The organism is Peptococcaceae bacterium, from assembly GCA_024655825.1.
Taxonomy (GTDB): Bacteria; Bacillota; Peptococcia; order DRI-13; family PHAD01; genus JANLFJ01.
The window spans coordinates 22424-38681 of sequence record JANLFJ010000003.1; the positions used below are offsets into that span (position 1 = coordinate 22424).

Below are 16258 nucleotides of genomic sequence, written 5' to 3' on the forward strand. Positions count from 1 at the left end.
CATTAAACAAGCCTGCCTTTTAAAACCCATGTCTGCGGGCTGGTTATCTTTACCTTTACTATCTGGCCTGCGAGTTCTTCCGGACCCGAAAAAAGAACCGTCTTATTGCCGTCAGTTCTGCCTGTCAAGATGTTCGACGCAGTCTTGCTGCGGCCTTCCACCAGCACTTCCAGTACCTTTCCTTTCAACGACTGGTTGATCTCCAGGCTTATCTTGTTCTGCAGTTTCATCAATCGCTGCAGCCTGTCCTTTTTCACGGCCTGGGAAAGCTGGCCTTCCATGACGGCGGCAGGGGTTCCACGGCGAGGCGAAAACATAAAAGTGAACGCCGAGTCGAACCTGGCACGCTCAACCAGGTCCAGGGTACAGGCAAAGTCCTCTTCCGTCTCGCCCGGAAAGCTTACAATAATATCAGTGGTGACTGCTGCCTCCGGAAAAAGCCGGCGCACCTTTTCTAGGAGAATCAAATATTCTTCCCTTGTATAACCGCGGTTCATTAGCCGCAATATCCTGTTGCTTCCGGCTTGTACGGGCAGGTGAAAATGGCGGCAAACTTTTTTGGAGCGGGCAATAGTTTCCAGCAGCCTGTCCGAAAAATCCCTGGGATGAGAAGTCATGTACCGGATGCGCCTTAATCCTTCTATCCCGTCGATCTCTTCCAGCAGCCTGGCAAAGGTCATCGGCGGCCGGAGGTCCTTTCCATATGAGTTCACGTTCTGTCCAAGCAGCATTACCTCGACAGCACCGTCCGAGACTGCCCTCTTGATTTCGGATATAATATGCTTCGGCTGCCTGCTTTTTTCCCTCCCGCGGACATAAGGCACAATGCAGTAGGTGCAAAAGTTGTCGCAGCCGTATGTTATGTGAACAAGCGCTTTGAAAGAGTACTGTCGATTATCGGGGAGCCCCTCGATGACATTCTTCATTTCCGGATAAACGCTCACCTGCGCAGCCTTTTGCCTGCCTAGTTTTTCAAGCAGCAAGGGAAGCTCATGAACGTTGTGAGTGCCGAAGATCAAATCAACATGCGGGGCGCGGCGGCGGATTGTTTCAGCCATACTCTCCTGTTGGACCATGCAGCCGCAGATCCCGATCACCAGGTCCGGGCGCTTTGACTTGAGTTCCTTCAATTTGCCTACCTGGCTGAAAACCTTGTCCTCCGCTTTTTCCCTGACACAGCAAGTATTAAAAAGTATCAGGTCGGCTTCATCTAGCTTTTCCGCAGGTTCATACCCTTTTTCCATCAATAGGCCCCTGATGATCTCCGAGTCTCTTTCATTAGCCTGGCAACCGAATGTTGTAAGAAAGAACCGCATGTCATCCCCTCGTTCGTTATTATTCCTGCTATCACAACTATACTATAATTCAATTTAATAAAGAAACTCAATAATAACACATCCCGGAATTACAAACGTTTCCGGCATTGTGCCGTTCAACGCGCCAGCAGTTGTTTTATTCTTGGGATTTCGCTCTTTGTCGCCCGGTAGCCGCACTCGATTAAGTAATCTATTTTGCTCATGTCGCTGTGTTTCACATCACAAAAGGAAGGGGTTATGACAACATCGGCCATGGCCAGGCTCGGCCTGGTTATTTGATAAATCATCAGGTCAATTGACTGTAGAGAAATCTCCAGTATATCGTCCACCCCGGGAACCGGATATCCGCTATAGCCCAGGTTTACCGCTATCACTTTGCGCGCACCCATTCTCTTTATGGCTTCAACGGGAAGGTTGGCCCGCACCCCGCCGTCCACCAGCCTCATCTTGTCGATCATCTTGGGCTTGAAGATCCCCGGTATGGAAATACTTGCGCGTATGGCTTCCGCGATCGTGTTCCCGGTCAGGTACACGCAGTCTTCCTGCCGCATAAACCTGGTGTTGCAGTTTGTAAAAATAACAAGATGGGTATTGTTGATATCAACGGCAGTGATGGCGACCGGGATTTTTGCGTCTTTTAACCTGGCCCCTTTTGTCAGCCTGAAAAACATGCACTCCAGCAAATCACCATGTATCAGCCCGCTGATGAGAATATTACCCCGGCAAAACAGGGAAACCATTGTTTTCAATATGCCTTTATAATCCACATCAAAACAGTTGCTGCCGATCTTCCGGGCGATCAACCTGATCTCTTCCGGCGAATAACCATAGGCGTAAAGACCAGCTATTATTGAACCGGCGCTGGTTCCGGCAATCATCCCCGGAAATATTTTCTCCTCGTGAAGAGCCAGAAGAACACCGATGTGCGCACCACCTCTTACCCCGCCCCCAGAAAAAACCAGACCCAACGTCATACGTCCAATCCCCATTCAAACAGTCTTGTTACACTATATGATTTAAACAGCCAGCGGGGTGCGAAAGTTGATTGCCTGGGAAATATTACCATGCGGGCTTTTTAAAAGCACGCATCGATTGTTTTCATCTATGAGAAAATAAACCTGAACATTCGGGGAGGTGACATGGTTTTTGTCAATCAACAAACAGGCGTTTTTCAAAACTGCTTTACAGTTTTTCTTTTGTTGCGTTCTGGCGGCGGGACAGGCAGTTTTTGCAGCTGACACAGCGCCCGGGAACCACGAATGCCCTTGCTGTATCGAAAATTTCCCGGATTTGTCCATCCAAACCCCTAGTTCCGAGAAACCTTATATCCTGGAAGTCCAGGAAGCCTTAAAACAAACCGGCTATTACCGCGGAGACTGCAGCGGGGTTTTTGACGAAAAAACGGCGCAGGCCGTCAGGTCTTTTCAGGAAAAATCAGGACTTGCGCCCGACGGGGTTGTCCGCTATCACGTCTGGCTTAAGCTGGCTGCCGAACTGGAAAAGGCGACTGTCTCCAAGGAACTGTCTCCCCCGTCAGGAGAAGTGTCTGTGGTCATTGACACGTTTCGCCGAAAATTGATCGTCCTCAGCGACAGTGCTCCTTATGCGCAGTTCCCCATCGCCATCGGCAAGGCCGAAACCCCTTCGCCGATCGGAAACTGGACTGTCATCAATAAAGCGTCCGGGTGGGGAACAGGTTTTGGAACACGCTGGCTGGGTCTAAATGTGCCCTGGGGCATTTACGGCATCCACGGGACAAACCGTCCCTGGTCCATAGGATCCATGGCCAGCCACGGTTGTTTCCGCATGCGGAATACCGATGTTGAAAGGATCTATCCCTGGATAAAGACAGGCACACGCGTATTTGTGGTCGGAAACCCGTTCGGTTATATGTCGGGGGGCATTCAGCGCCTGAACAGGGGAGACAATAATGCTGCCGTCAGGTACGTTCAGGAAAAATTGAAACGCCGCGGTTTTTATAATCATGAGCCTGACGGGATGTTTGGTCGTATTTCGGAAAGGGCCGTGCTGCAATTCCAAAAAAAATACAACCTTGAACAAACCGGACAGTTTGGGACAAGAGAGTATGAAATCCTCGGCCTGTGGTAAAAGCCATTAAGAGATTATTAAAAGGAGGCGCCAGGCCTCCTTTCTAGTTGTTTAATTAGATTACTTGCTGGTTTAACGTCTCTTCGTTTTGAATGAGAACAAGCCGCCTGTTTAACACCCTGATCATCCCGACCTCAGGGTCTTCAGTCCCTTGCAGTTCGGCTGCTTCGTTTTTTAGGATGTTGATATAATCAATTATTTCTCTGGTAATCCGTTCTCCGGGACAAACAATAGGTATTCCCGGCGGGTAGGCCATGACCATTTCAGCGCTGATCTCGCCTTCTGCCTCGTTAAGCGGGACTGTCCTGCTCTCTCCGTAAAAGGCTTCTCGTGGTGAAACCACCGCCTCCGGGATGGCCGGCAGCGGTATGAAATATTTTACGACATTGCTGTGGCTTTGTGCCTCGGCCATTGCGGCAAGAGCTTCAATCAGGCGGGAGAGGCTTCTTTTGTCATCGCCTATGCTGACGAGAACAATAATGTTTAACAGGTCGGAAAGCTCAACCTGTATATGGTATTTCTTCCGCAGTATTTTCTCCGCTTCATACCCGGAAAGTCCCAGCGCCTTAACATTAATCACTATTTTGGTCGGATCAAGAGAATAACACCCCAACTGGCCGAGAACCTCTTCGCCCATTACATAAAGACCCTCGATTTTGCTAATCTCCTCACGCGCCCAAACTGACAACTGCCAAGCCTTGTTTATCATTTCCTTTCCTCTCCCCGCCAGCTGCCGCCTGGCAATATCCAAGGAAGCCAAAAGGAGATAAGAAGGGCTTGTCGTCTGGGTTAAATTCAAAGCCGCTTTGACTTTTTGAGGCTTGATCAACTGCCCCTGGTGAAGCAGGAGCGAACTTTGGGTTAATGAACCACCCAATTTGTGGGTGCTGCTGGCAGCCAGGTCGGCGCCGGCTTCCATGGCGGAAAGCGGCAGATTTTTATCGAAATTCAAATGGGCCCCGTGAGCTTCATCAACTATTACGGGAATTTGAAAGGAATGAGCAATCTCCACTATGCTTTTCAAGTCGGAAGCAATCCCGTAATAGGTGGGATTAATCATAAACACGGCTTTGGCGTCCGGGTGCGATTCCAGCGCCCTGGCCACCGTTTCCGGCCTAACCCCCATGGCAATGCCAAGCTGCTCGTTTATTTCCGGCTCGACGTAAACCGGTTCAGCTCCGCTTAATATCAACCCGCCGATGGCCGATTTGTGCGCGTTTCTCGGGATAATAATCTTATCACCAGGATTGCAAACGCTCATAATCATGGCCTGAATGCCGCCGGTCGTACCATTCACCAGAAAAAAGGCGTTTTCCGCTCCGTACAGTTCTGCTGCCAGTGCTTCCGCTTCTTTAATGACGCTTACCGGGGTGCAGATATTATCCAGGTCTTCCATACAAGTCAGGTCGATTTTTAAACATGCTGGTCCCAGCAGTTTTTTTAAATCCCTGTTTCCTTTACCCTGTTTATGGCCAGGAACATGGAAGGGGATGGTCTTCTCTTTGCTGTATTTAAGTAGCGCGGCAACGATAGGTGTCTTATTTTGTCGATCAATCCTCAATTATACCCACCACCTGTTTTATACACAATGAGTATTAAAACATATTTTCATCAAATATTCAATAACCCCGGGCATGTATTTTACAGAAAACCTTTTAAAATACTAATAATAACTGGTTGCAAAGCCCGTATACAGTAAAAAGAGGTGACGTTTTTGGGTTATAATAAACCGTTCAGATTAAGACTGCATCTTTTTAAAGACATCGGGATTGATCTTGGAACCGCCAACACCCTTGTTTTTATGAAAGGAAAAGGGATAGTCCTCAAAGAACCGTCGGTTGTGGCCATAGATGTAAAAACCGGCAGCTTGCTGGCCGTAGGTAATGAAGCAAATGAAATGATCGGCAGGACTCCCACAAATATTGTGGCCATTCGCCCTCTCAAAGACGGTGTCATTGCTGATTTCAATACAACCCGAATGATGCTGAAATATTTTATTTCCAAAGCAATGAAAGGGGCAAGAATGACCAAGCCGCGCGTTTTGATCGGCATTCCCCTCGGGATAACGCAGGTGGAAAAAAGGGCGGTGTTGGAAGCAGCTTACCAGGCAGGGGCAAGAGAAGCCTACCTGATCGAGGAACCTGTTGCCGCAGCCATTGGAGCAGGTTTGCCTGTTGCCGAACCAACAGGGAACCTTGTGCTGGATATCGGCGGCGGGACCTCCGAAGTAGCCCTGATCTCTCTGGGAGGAGTCGTCGTGGGCAAATCTCTGCGGGTTGGCGGAGATGAAATGAACCAGGTTATTGCGCGTTATTTAAGAAAATCCTACAACCTTGATATAGGCGAAAGAACAGCGGAAAAAGGCAAAATTGAAATCGGTTACGCCATCGACCCTCCTCAAAACCTTACTTGTTTTATTAAAGGTCGCGACCTGGCAACCGGCTTACCCAACGGGATTGAAGTAACTTCAAAAGAAATCTGTGAAGCGCTAAGTGAACCGCTGCAGTCAATTCTTGAGGCCGTCAGGTCCACTCTAGAAAAGACGCCGCCGGAACTTGCCGCTGATATCATTGACCACGGCATGACCTTGACCGGCGGCGGCGCGCTCCTAAAAAACATCGACAAATTTATTGCTCGGCATACAAATATGCCCGTTCACGTGGCCGATGACCCTCTTACCTGCGTAGCCCGGGGAACGGGAAAGGCACTGGAGGAAATCAATCTTTTAAGGAAGCTGGCCGTAAATTGGCGGGTCAGTTGACTTTTAATTTTTGAATTCCGTTCACGTCTATATAATAATTATCTTTGTATATAAGCTCGGAAATAGGAATAATGCTGTAACCATCACTTTTTAAATATTCGATAATCGGTTCCAGCGCTTGGGGCGTGTTGGTGCCGTCATTATGAAAAAGAACAATGGCTCCAGGATGGATCCTTTGAGTTACGCGCTGGATGATCGCTTCGGCGGAGAGATTTTTCCAGTCTAGCGAATCAACGCTCCACTGGACCGGGACCAGGTTCTCTTCCCTGGCAATCGTAATAACCCGGTTATTATATGCGCCAAAGGGTGGTCTGAACAGAAAAGGCTTCTCACCTGTCACCTCGATAATTTTCTGCCGGTTTTCGACAAGCTCGCGGCGAATTTTTTCATCGTTTAATCCGGGCAGACTGGGATGGCTTGCTGTGTGAAGACCGGTTTCATGACCCTGAACCACAATCTCTTTTGCCAGTTCCGGGTATGAATTAAGCCAGATATTGGTTAGAAAAAAAGTCGTCTTAAGGTTGTGCTTTGCTAAGACCTGCAAAATTTGAGGGGTTCTGCTGCTTCCCCAGGTAGCATCAAAAGAAAAAGCCGCTTTCTTTTCCTGGAGGTCTACCGCATATATGGGATGGAGCTTGTTTGTTCCCGCGACCAGAACACTGACCACTTCCCCGGCAGTATCCATAATGGGCACATGAAAGAAACAGCAGACCGCCAGCAGGATGGTTGCCGCCAGCAGGAATCCGGCTGCATGCCTTTTGGAAAAATATACAATTGAAATGGTAATCCCTCCTTCCCGTTTTTTTATCACATTTTATTCATAAACGCTCAATCTAGACCAGTTCACTGGCCTATAAATAAAAAAGAGAGCCGTTTTGACTCTCTTCTAAACATCTATGATTATGATAAGGAATAGTTCGGCGCTTCTTTGGTGATCTGGATGTCATGGGGATGGCTTTCTCTAAGACCTGCCGGGGTCTGTCGGATAAACCTGGCTTTGGTCTTCAGTTCCTTAATAGTCCTGCAGCCCGTGTAACCCATCCCTGCCCGCAGGCCGCCCACCAGCTGGTAAATGGTTTCGGATACCGGCCCTTTGTACGGCACGCGCCCCTCTACGCCTTCGGGCACAAGTTTAGGAATATTCTCCTGGAAATAACGGTCTGAAGAACCTTCCTTCATAGCGGTGATGGAACCCATTCCCCTGTATACTTTATAACTTCTCCCCTGATATATTTCTACATCGCCAGGGCTTTCTTCTGTTCCTGCCAGGAGGCTGCCGATCATTACCACATCAGCCCCTGCCGCCAGAGCCTTTGTTATGTCGCCGGAGTACTTGATCCCCCCGTCGGCAATGACGGGTATTTTATATTTCATGGCCTCGCTGGCACACTCATAAATGGCCGTTATCTGAGGCACGCCCACGCCTGTTACCACCCTGGTCGTGCAGATCGAGCCGGGTCCTATGCCTACCTTGACCGCGCTCGCTCCCGCGCTGATCAGTTCCCTCGTAGCTCTGGCAGTTGCCACATTGCCGGCAATAATGTCAAGACCGGGATAGTCGCGTCTTATCTGTTCAAGCGTCCGAAGGACTCCCTCGGAATGCCCGTGCGCCGTGTCAATAACCACAACGTCTACCTTTGCTTCCACGAGTGCCTTCACCCGCTGCATGGTGTCATTCCCTACCCCTACGGCCGCGGCAACACGAAGCCTGCTGTTTTCATCCTTCGCCGAGTTGGGGTATTTGATTGTTTTTTCTATATCCTTGATGGTTATTAACCCGGCCAGGTTGAAGTCCTTATCGACCAGGGGAAGCTTTTCTATTTTATACCTGCGCAGTATTTCCTTGGCCTCTTCTATCGTCGTTCCAACAGGCGCCGTTATAAGGTTGTCCTTGGTCATGACCTCGTCTATCTTTTTGCTGTAATCGTTCTCAAACCTCAGGTCCCTGTTGGTCAGTATGCCGATCAGTTTATGTCCTTCAGTAATGGGTATTCCAGAAATGTGGTAACGTTCCATGATCTGCAGCGCTTCGTAAATGGTATGGTCCTTGCTTAAAAAAACAGGGTCGGTGATTATGCCATGCTCCGAACGTTTCACTTTGTCAACTTCCAAGGCCTGCTCTTCTATGGTCATATTCTTATGAATGACCCCGATGCCGCCTTCCCTGGCCATAGCCCTGGCCATCCTGGAATCGGTCACGGTGTCCATTCCGGCGCTCATGATCGGTATGTTGAGTTTAATATTCTGGGTGAGGTTTGTTGTAATATCAACATCTCGCGGCAACACCTGGGATTTGTCCGGAAGGAGGAGAACATCGTCAAAGGTCAGTCCCTCCCCTTTGAATTTATCCGGCAGCACAAAAAAATTCCCCCTTTTCTCCTTGAGATTTATTTCGGGCTACTTCGTATTATTGGAATTATATCATATCGAGAACCGCAGTGGACAGAATATTATTTTTTATTCTCTTCATCTTCCTCGAAATAATAATCAGCTTCAATGTGGTCATCGGGAACTGCCCTGTTGACGAACCAGTTCAACAGCAAAAAGATAAGGCCAAGGTCGTCAAGCTGGCCGATCAGCGGCACATCAGGTACCAGGTCAAACGGCCAAAGCAAATAACCCGCCCCCAACAGCAAAAGAAGGAGTTTGTTTCCCCCGGGGACACGGGGATCCTTTAATAGCAGCCAGCTCGTTTTTATGAGACGAGGAATATTCCAGATCATATTCCATTTGCTGCGGAAAGCAGCCATGACTGATTCCTCCTTTCTTATCCAGTTTCTTCAAGATGCGACGTGTCATTCAGCAGCTCTACCGTGACCTCTTTTCCCCTAATAACGACTATGTTTACGGCCGCGTTTTTCTGCCGGTATTTCCACATGTTGGAGAGCGGTTCGTTTAAAAGGCCGCAAAGCATTGCGGCAATAGTTCCTCCGTGGGTTACCACCGCGATGTTTCCGCTTGGATAAACAGCCAGTATTTCCTGCAAGCCCTTTAAAGCCCTCTCCTTCAATTCAACAAAAGTCTCCGCCCGCTCCACTTTTAAAAGATGCGGGGCTTCTTTCCATATCCTTAACTGTTCCGGGTAATCCCTTTCAATATCCTGGTAAGTCAATCCCTCCCAGACCCCGAAATTTATTTCCCTCAGTAGAGGAGACGTTTTTACCTCGAGTCGATGCGAACTCGCTATTATTTGCGCCGTCTCCACAGCCCTCCTCAAGTCGCTCGAAAAGACGGCCACCAGTTTTTCGTTCCTTATCCTTTCCCGGAGGGCCCTGGCCTGCCTGACTCCTTCACTATTCAACCTGGTATCAGTATGCCCCTGATAACGCAATTCATAATTCCATAATGTAAGGCCGTGCCGAATAAGAATTATACGGGCTGTCATTTTTACTCCTCTTTCTTTTTCTTTACCTAACATTATAAACTAGAACCGGCCTGAGAACACGGACCAGAATAAAAAAAATGACCCGGTCATCTCGTTTATCAAGCCGTAGGTATCGCCTGTAAGCCCCTTTAAAGCGTTATTGATCTTCTTGGCAGCCAAGTAGACGCAAAACAGCGTCAGGGGCAAGGCCAGGTACAATTTTGCCGGCAAAATGACTATAGAAAAAATGAGGGTGTAAAGTGAGGCCCAGAACAGGTTGATTTTACCACTATAACCGTGGAATAATTTTCCCAAGCCCTCTTGCTTGGCGTACGGGAACAAGGAAATGGCACATGCCATAGCCCAGCGCCCCAGCATGGGCATAACGAGAAGGACCTGCACATACAGGTTTGCCGGCAGCTCAAGAAGAAGCAGGACCCTGATCAAAATGTGAACGACAAGTCCCAGCACTCCCATCGAGCCAACCCTGCTGTCTTTCATTATTTCCAGCATCTTTTCCCTGCCGCAGCCGGATAAAAGCCCGTCGCAGGAATCCATTAAACCATCGTGATGCAAGCCCCCTGTTATGACAATTTCCAGGACGATTACAAGGAGCACGGTGGAAGGCTTTTGCAAAAAAATGCTGCCTGCGCGTGCGGCCATGGCCAGCAGGCCGCCAATAAGCAAACCGACCAGCGGGAAAAAAACCGTGGAATCCTTAAAATCGTCTTCAGGATTGTACGCGTTCTTTATTAAATTCACACGAGTAAGAAATTGGAGCGCAGTTAGAAACCTTTTCAATAAAACCACCTTGCTATCGATAAATCTTTAGCGCTTTCAAACTGTAATTTATTTTAGCCTTACAGGTATACCCAGGGCAACCAGGTACACTTCCTCAGCATGCGAGGCCATTTTCTGGTTAACAAAACCAACCACATCCCTGTACAACCGGCTGAGCGGGTCAGGCGGCACCAGGCCCCAACCCACTTCGTTGGTCACAGCGATAAGGGTGAGATCAAGGCGGCGAACCGTTTCCATCAGGCTGTCAATACTCTGAAAAATGTATTCCTCGATGCGTTTATCAGCCAATTTCTCCTCATGCACGTCCTTAACCACGGAAAAAAGCAGGTTCGAAACGTAAAGGGTCACACAGTCTAAAAGCCACACCTTATAAGCCGGGTGGTGTTTTTCTATTACCAGGTGCACGGCAGTTTGTTCCTCAAAGGTTTGCCAACCAGCCGGCCTCCTTTTCTTATGCCGTTCAATCCTCTCTTCCATTTCCCGGTCCAGTGCTTGTGCCGTGGCCAAATAGGCCACATGCTTGTCCATACCTGCAGCGAGTTTTTCAGCGAACAGGCTTTTACCACTCCTTGCAGCCCCCGAAACAATAATTAATTTTCCCAATTTATAGTTCCTCCATCAAACTGCGTTGTTCATCCTTTAACTCCACCAGGTAAGAGTTGTATTTCATCAACCTTTTGGCGTACCTGCGGTTATCCATTTGCAGTTTTTTATTCTCTTTCTCCAGCCTGCTTACACTATTTTTCTTTTCTTCTTCCATTCTTTCGATGAGGTTCATTAAAACCCTTCTGCTTACCCGCAGCTGTTCCACTTGTTTTTCCAATTCCTTAACCCGCCGGCGGAGCAGCCAGATTTCTTGTTCATAACCCATCGTTTACGATCAGCTCCCGCAATATATTCTCATTTTTATTATATTCCCGGGAGCTTTTTCATAGTCTTTTGTCAGCCCGAAATTCCGGCTTCTTTTTTTAAAGAGCTTATAGTTCCGGGCGGGACAAAAACAGCGCCCAAATTATTTATATCACCTGGTTCATGCCCGTGAAAATCGGAGCCTCCCGTAATTATCAGACCATGCTCTTCGGCCTTGTGTGAACAGTATTCTTCCATCTCCCTTGTATGCAGCGGATAAAACGCCTCTATTCCCCTAAGGCCCGCCTCCATACAAGGTTCCAGCAGCTCAAACGGGAAACCCAAACCGGGGTGGGCCAACACCGGTACGCCGCCCGCCGTTTTTACCAGCCCAATGGCCTGGAAAGGTGACAGCCTGCAGCGGCTCACATACCCTGGACAGCCCGGGTTGAGCAGCCTGTTGAAGGCCTCTTCCATGTTTTTGACATAACCTTTTTCTACCAGGGCGAGGGCAACATGAGGCCTGCCGGCACTGGCAGAACCGGCTGCTTTTTTTCTGACATCATCCAGGGAAAGTTTGTACCCCGCTTTATTCAATTTGCCAACCATTTTCTCAATACGCAGTTCCCTGAAAGCGGCCAATTCCTCCAATTTATTCTGAAGTTCAGGATTAAAAATGTCAATGTAATATCCTAAAATATGGACCTCGTACCGGCAGTATTCAGCACTTAACTCTATCCCCGGGATAACCTGCAGTAAAAACGGGTCGCTGTTGGCATCTTTTAACCGGAAAAGGCCTGCTGTGGTATCATGGTCAGTAATGGCAAGATACTTTAAATTTTTCTTTCTGGCCAGTTCCACTACCTGGGCGGGTGAATAAAGCCCGTCGGAAGCACTGGTGTGCACATGCAGGTCCATTTTCTCCTCGCTGTTATTCTCCCGGAAGAACCTCGTAAAGGACACGTATAAAATTACCTCCCATTACTTTCTTGATGTTTTCTTCTTTCCAGCCTTTTTTAAACAGCCTTTCCGCAAGGTCGGGCAAGCAGGCGACGTTTGCCAGGCCGGCCGGAGTTTTATTTATGCCGTCAAAATCCGACCCTAATCCGACGTGGTCAACACCGGCCACTTCCGCGGCATGCTCCAGGTGTTCAACAACCTTCTCTATCCCGACATTATTATCTCCCAAAAATCCCGGGAAAAAGTTTATTCCTATTATACCATTGTTTTCAGCCAGCGCACGCAGCTGTTTATCACTAAGATTGCGCGGGTGGTCTTTCAGCGCCCTGCAGCAGGAATGGGTGGCGGCTACCGGTTTGCTGCTAAGCTCCATCACATCCCAAAAGCCTGCTTCAGCCATGTGCGAGACATCGATAAGCATACCCAACCGGTTCATTTCCTGCACCACGTCCCGTCCAAGCCTCGTAAGCCCGCCGCGGCTTTCATTTTCCCATGCGCCGTCAGCCAGGCTGTTTCTTTGGTTCCAGGTAATGGTGAGACAGCGGAATCCAAGTTCAAAAAGGATGCTTAAGATGTTCGGCTTGCCTTCGATCGCCTCCCCGCCTTCAATCGCGAGCAAGAACCGGGTCACGTCGGGGCCCAGCCGCCGCAGGTCGTTTTTTTCTCTCACCACCTCAAGCCGTTCTTTATTCTCTTCCTGCAGTGACCGGAAATATGCCAACAGTTCCAATACCCTGGCCAGAGACCCGGCCGGTTTATACGCCGGTTCAATATAAAAGGCCAAAAACTGCAGGTTTACCTTGCCTTTTTTCAGACGCGGCCAGTCAAGGTGCCCTTTATTGTTTTCCATCCAAAAACATCTCTTTTTTTTGTACAATTCTAATATGGTATCGCAGTGGCCGTCCACAACTGTCATTTCTTCGTATCTTTCCCGCCATTCTTTTTTCAAAAACCTCACCTCTTGCCTGGTTAATAAATAAAACAAAAAAAGCCTGTCAATCAACAGGCCCAGTTTAAAAATATTTATCTGGGTTCCACGATAAGCTTGATCGCCGTTCTTTCTTCCCCGTCAATCACGATGTCGGTAAAAGCGGGGATACAGATCAAATCAATACCGCTGGGAGCTACAAAGCCCCTGGCAATAGCTACCGCTTTTACGGACTGGTTTAAAGCCCCGGCTCCTATTGCCTGAATTTCTGCACAACCTCTCTCCCGGATCACACCGGCCAGTGCGCCTGCCACCGCATTTGGGCTGGACTTTGCTGAGACCTTTAAAACTTCCAATCTTGTTACCTCCCAACTCACGCGCATAGTAAGATTTGTATAATAACTATTCTACACGGTTTATGAAATTCCTTTAAAATCCAGAGTCAAATGTTGGACAAATTTAAGTATTTCTAATCATTTTTTCATCAATCCTTTCAATTTTCGACGTCCTGCCTGATGATTCGTCAATATCCAACAGCAGGGCGTTAAACTGGACAGGACCGCCTGCCACTTCGAAGCGGGTAGGCATCTGGCTCATAAATTTCCTTATAACCAGTTCCTTATCCACCCCGAGTACAGAATCGCGGGGACCGGTCATGCCTACATCCGTAATATACCCTGTACCAAGAGGCAGTATCCGTTCATCCGCGGTCTGGACATGGGTATGCGTCCCGACAACAGCCGATACCCTTCCATCCATAAACCAACCAAACGCGATTTTTTCCGAAGTGGCCTCGGCATGAAAGTCTATGATTATCAAATTGGTCTCCTTTCTCATTTCCCGAACAATCGATTCTGCCGCGCGGAAAGGGCAGTCCAGGGGCGGTAAAAAAACACGTCCTGCCAAATTAATTACTCCCAGCTTTAAACCGCCTCGCAGGCTCAAGACGACGCTCCCCCTTCCGGGTGTTCCGGGGGGGTAGTTCGCCGGCCTGATCAACAGCGGGTCGTGCTCAATGAATTCTAATATTTCTTTTTTATCCCAGGTGTGATTGCCCATAGTAATGACATCAATACCCGCATCATACATTTCACGGGCAATCGGCTGAGTAAGACCGTTGCCGCCGGCAGCGTTTTCTCCGTTGGCAATAACCACGTCCAGGTTGTATTTCTTGCGGTATGGTTTTACCAGTTCTTTTACTGTTTTTCTTCCAGGACGTCCTACAATATCCCCCACCATCATGATCCGGATCATAATTTCCTCCATATAACATTATGCTCGCGCAAATATATTATTACCTAAGTGGTAAGCAGGCTAATCGTTTCTTCATCGTTTTGTCTTCTTCCTTTCGGCTTTTGCCTCACATATACCATTCTTTGCGTTATGTACACAAATTTCATTATTCGTTGCCTCAGGCTAAAATCCTCTTCCCGGGTCAATTTTGGGTTCTTGTACCAATGGTAAAAAAGCATTTAAACAATGTTGTTGCTCACTAATTCGTAATAAGAAACGGCTGCAGGCAGCCGTTTCTTACCGTTTTTGCTTTCAGGTTTATTTTGCGTAATCAACCGCTCTTGTCTCCCTGACGACAACAACCTTTATCTGTCCAGGGTATTCAAGATTCTCTTCAATCTTTTTGACAATATCGCGCGCCATACGGACAGACGTGGCATCATCGATCTTTTCGGGTTTTACGATTATCCTTATTTCCCTGCCTGCTTGAATGGCATATGACTTCTCGACGCCTTCAAAAGCGTTAGCAATTTCCTCCAGCTTTTCCAAGCGTTTGATGTACGCTTCGAGAGTTTCTCTTCTTGCTCCGGGCCGGGCTGCCGAAATGGCATCAGCGGCAGCCACCAGCACCGCTTCGATTGTTTGAAAAGGCTGGTCGCCGTGGTGAGCAGCAATCGCATGCACGACTTCGTATGACTCCCTGTACTTTTTGGCCAGGTCTGCCCCAATTGCGACGTGCGGCCCTTCAACTTCGTGGTCGACTGCCTTGCCGATGTCGTGCAACAACCCCGCGCGTTTAGCAACAGCCACATCCGCCCCTATTTCGGCCGCCATGATTTTAGCGAGATGGGACACCTCGATGGAATGTTTCAAAACATTCTGGCCGTAGCTTGTCCTGTATTTAAGCCGTCCCAGTATTTTGATGAGCTCCGGGTGCAGGCCGTTTACGCCAGTTTCAAACGTTGCCTGTTCGCCTTCTTCCCTTATTTTCTGTTCAATCTCTTTTTGTGATTTTTCAACCATCTCTTCTATCCGGGCGGGATGGATTCTTCCATCCTGGATCAGCTTTTCTAGGGCATTCCTGGCCACTTCCCGGCGAATAGGATCAAAACCTGAAAGTATTACGGCTTCCGGCGTATCATCAATGATCAGGTCAATTCCCGTCAGGGTTTCCAAAGTCCTGATATTTCTTCCTTCTCGACCGATAATCCGTCCTTTCATTTCATCATTGGGCAGGGCGACAACGGAAACGGTTGACTCGGCCACATGGTCGGCGGCGCAGCGCTGAATGGCGAGAGAGATAATATCCCGCGCCTTCTTTTCCCCTTCCTCTTTGGCCTTGTTTTCATATTCCTTTATTAACATGGCCGTTTCATGCTTGATTTCATCTTCTACCCGCGCCAGCAGTATTTCACGCGCCTGTTCAAAAGACAGATTAGATATTTTTTCCAGCTCAGACATTTGTTTTTGCAAAACTTCGGATAGGTTTCTTTTTTGGTGGTTTAATTCATGCTCCATTTTATGGAGCATCTCTTCTTTACGTTCGATTGAATCTGTCTTTTTATCAAGCGTTTCTTCCTTTTGCAGCAGTCGCCTTTCCAATCTCTGCAGTTCATTGCGCCGTTCTCTCATTTCCCTTTCGGCTTCCATACGGAAACGGTGGGCTTCTTCTTTTGCTTCCAGAATCGCTTCTTTTTTCCTGGCTTCCGCGTTCCTTTTAGCTTCCTCCAGCAATTTCACCGCGGCTTCTTCCGCTGAGGCTATCTTTGCTTCCGCCGTCTTTTTTCTGACGATATACCCGGCAAAGGACCCGCAGGCAAGTGCCAGCAACGCTATAACAACATAGTAAAGAATCTTCTTCACCTCCATCTTTATTATTTCGACTAATAAAAAAAACCGAGTTAATTCGGTTATTTTAAGCATCCATCATATCATTA

17 protein-coding genes are annotated in these 16258 nt (G+C 48.2%); 2 read left to right on the top strand and 15 right to left on the bottom strand.

The window, feature by feature from the left end; translation table 11 throughout:
* Nucleotides 1-2: 2 nt before the first annotated feature.
* Together miaB and NUV48_01835 are read right to left on the bottom strand one after the other, a co-directional pair.
* Nucleotides 3-1316, bottom strand: a complete 1314-nt coding sequence (miaB, locus tag NUV48_01830) for a tRNA (N6-isopentenyl adenosine(37)-C2)-methylthiotransferase MiaB (GenBank protein ID MCR4440878.1) — start codon at nt 1314-1316, stop codon at nt 3-5.
* Between the two features lie 116 nt (nt 1317-1432).
* Complete coding sequence (locus NUV48_01835) at nt 1433-2290, bottom strand: patatin-like phospholipase family protein (protein MCR4440879.1); 858 nt, start codon at nt 2288-2290, stop codon at nt 1433-1435.
* Nucleotides 2291-2462: 172 nt separating this feature from the next.
* On the opposite strand from NUV48_01835, the gene NUV48_01840 reads away from it, so the two are divergent.
* On the top strand, nt 2463-3425 hold the full coding sequence (locus NUV48_01840; GenBank protein ID MCR4440880.1) for a peptidoglycan-binding protein: 963 nt from the start codon (nt 2463-2465) through the stop codon (nt 3423-3425).
* Between the two features lie 55 nt (nt 3426-3480).
* Here NUV48_01840 and NUV48_01845 read toward each other — a convergent pair whose 3' ends face one another.
* A complete protein-coding gene (locus tag NUV48_01845; GenBank protein MCR4440881.1) occupies nt 3481-4986 on the bottom strand; it encodes an aminotransferase class I/II-fold pyridoxal phosphate-dependent enzyme in 1506 nt (501 codons plus the stop codon).
* 183 nt (nt 4987-5169) lie between these two features.
* Between NUV48_01845 and NUV48_01850 the strand changes: the two genes are divergently transcribed.
* Nucleotides 5170-6186, top strand: coding sequence for a rod shape-determining protein (locus tag NUV48_01850; protein MCR4440882.1), 1017 nt, complete (start codon nt 5170-5172; stop codon nt 6184-6186).
* Here the strand turns inward: NUV48_01850 and NUV48_01855 are convergent.
* From NUV48_01855 to rny, 12 genes are all read right to left on the bottom strand, one after another.
* Entirely contained in the window at nt 6179-6997 is an 819-nt protein-coding gene (locus NUV48_01855) for a polysaccharide deacetylase family protein (GenBank protein ID MCR4440883.1), read from the bottom strand. The genes NUV48_01850 and NUV48_01855 overlap by 8 nt on opposite strands.
* A gap of 89 nt (nt 6998-7086) precedes the next feature.
* The gene (guaB, locus tag NUV48_01860) at nt 7087-8541 is read right to left on the bottom strand and encodes an IMP dehydrogenase (protein MCR4440884.1); all 1455 of its coding nucleotides are present in this window, start codon (nt 8539-8541) and stop codon (nt 7087-7089) included.
* A 95-nt stretch (nt 8542-8636) separates the two neighbouring features.
* The gene (locus NUV48_01865) at nt 8637-8936 is read right to left on the bottom strand and encodes a YkvA family protein (protein ID MCR4440885.1); all 300 of its coding nucleotides are present in this window, start codon (nt 8934-8936) and stop codon (nt 8637-8639) included.
* A gap of 17 nt (nt 8937-8953) precedes the next feature.
* A complete protein-coding gene (locus NUV48_01870; protein ID MCR4440886.1) occupies nt 8954-9571 on the bottom strand; it encodes a histidine phosphatase family protein in 618 nt (205 codons plus the stop codon).
* Nucleotides 9572-9610: 39 nt separating this feature from the next.
* Entirely contained in the window at nt 9611-10351 is a 741-nt protein-coding gene (gene cobS, locus NUV48_01875; protein MCR4440887.1) for an adenosylcobinamide-GDP ribazoletransferase, read from the bottom strand.
* Nucleotides 10352-10399: 48 nt separating this feature from the next.
* Nucleotides 10400-10954: a bifunctional adenosylcobinamide kinase/adenosylcobinamide-phosphate guanylyltransferase gene (cobU, locus tag NUV48_01880; GenBank protein MCR4440888.1), complete on the bottom strand. Its 555-nt coding sequence runs from the start codon at nt 10952-10954 to the stop codon at nt 10400-10402.
* A gap of 1 nt (nt 10955) precedes the next feature.
* Nucleotides 10956-11222, bottom strand: coding sequence for a translation initiation factor 2 (locus NUV48_01885; protein ID MCR4440889.1), 267 nt, complete (start codon nt 11220-11222; stop codon nt 10956-10958).
* Between the two features lie 71 nt (nt 11223-11293).
* Complete coding sequence (locus tag NUV48_01890; protein MCR4440890.1) at nt 11294-12163, bottom strand: PHP domain-containing protein; 870 nt, start codon at nt 12161-12163, stop codon at nt 11294-11296.
* A complete protein-coding gene (locus NUV48_01895; protein MCR4440891.1) occupies nt 12132-13109 on the bottom strand; it encodes a dipeptidase in 978 nt (325 codons plus the stop codon). Before NUV48_01895 ends, NUV48_01890 begins: the two co-directional genes overlap by 32 nt.
* 74 nt (nt 13110-13183) lie before the next feature.
* Entirely contained in the window at nt 13184-13444 is a 261-nt protein-coding gene (locus tag NUV48_01900; protein MCR4440892.1) for a stage V sporulation protein S, read from the bottom strand.
* A 103-nt stretch (nt 13445-13547) separates the two neighbouring features.
* The gene (locus NUV48_01905) at nt 13548-14339 is read right to left on the bottom strand and encodes a TIGR00282 family metallophosphoesterase (protein MCR4440893.1); all 792 of its coding nucleotides are present in this window, start codon (nt 14337-14339) and stop codon (nt 13548-13550) included.
* A gap of 300 nt (nt 14340-14639) precedes the next feature.
* Nucleotides 14640-16190 (bottom strand): ribonuclease Y, encoded by a 1551-nt coding sequence (gene rny / locus NUV48_01910; protein ID MCR4440894.1) that lies wholly within the window; start codon nt 16188-16190, stop codon nt 14640-14642.
* Nucleotides 16191-16258: the final 68 nt, after the last annotated feature.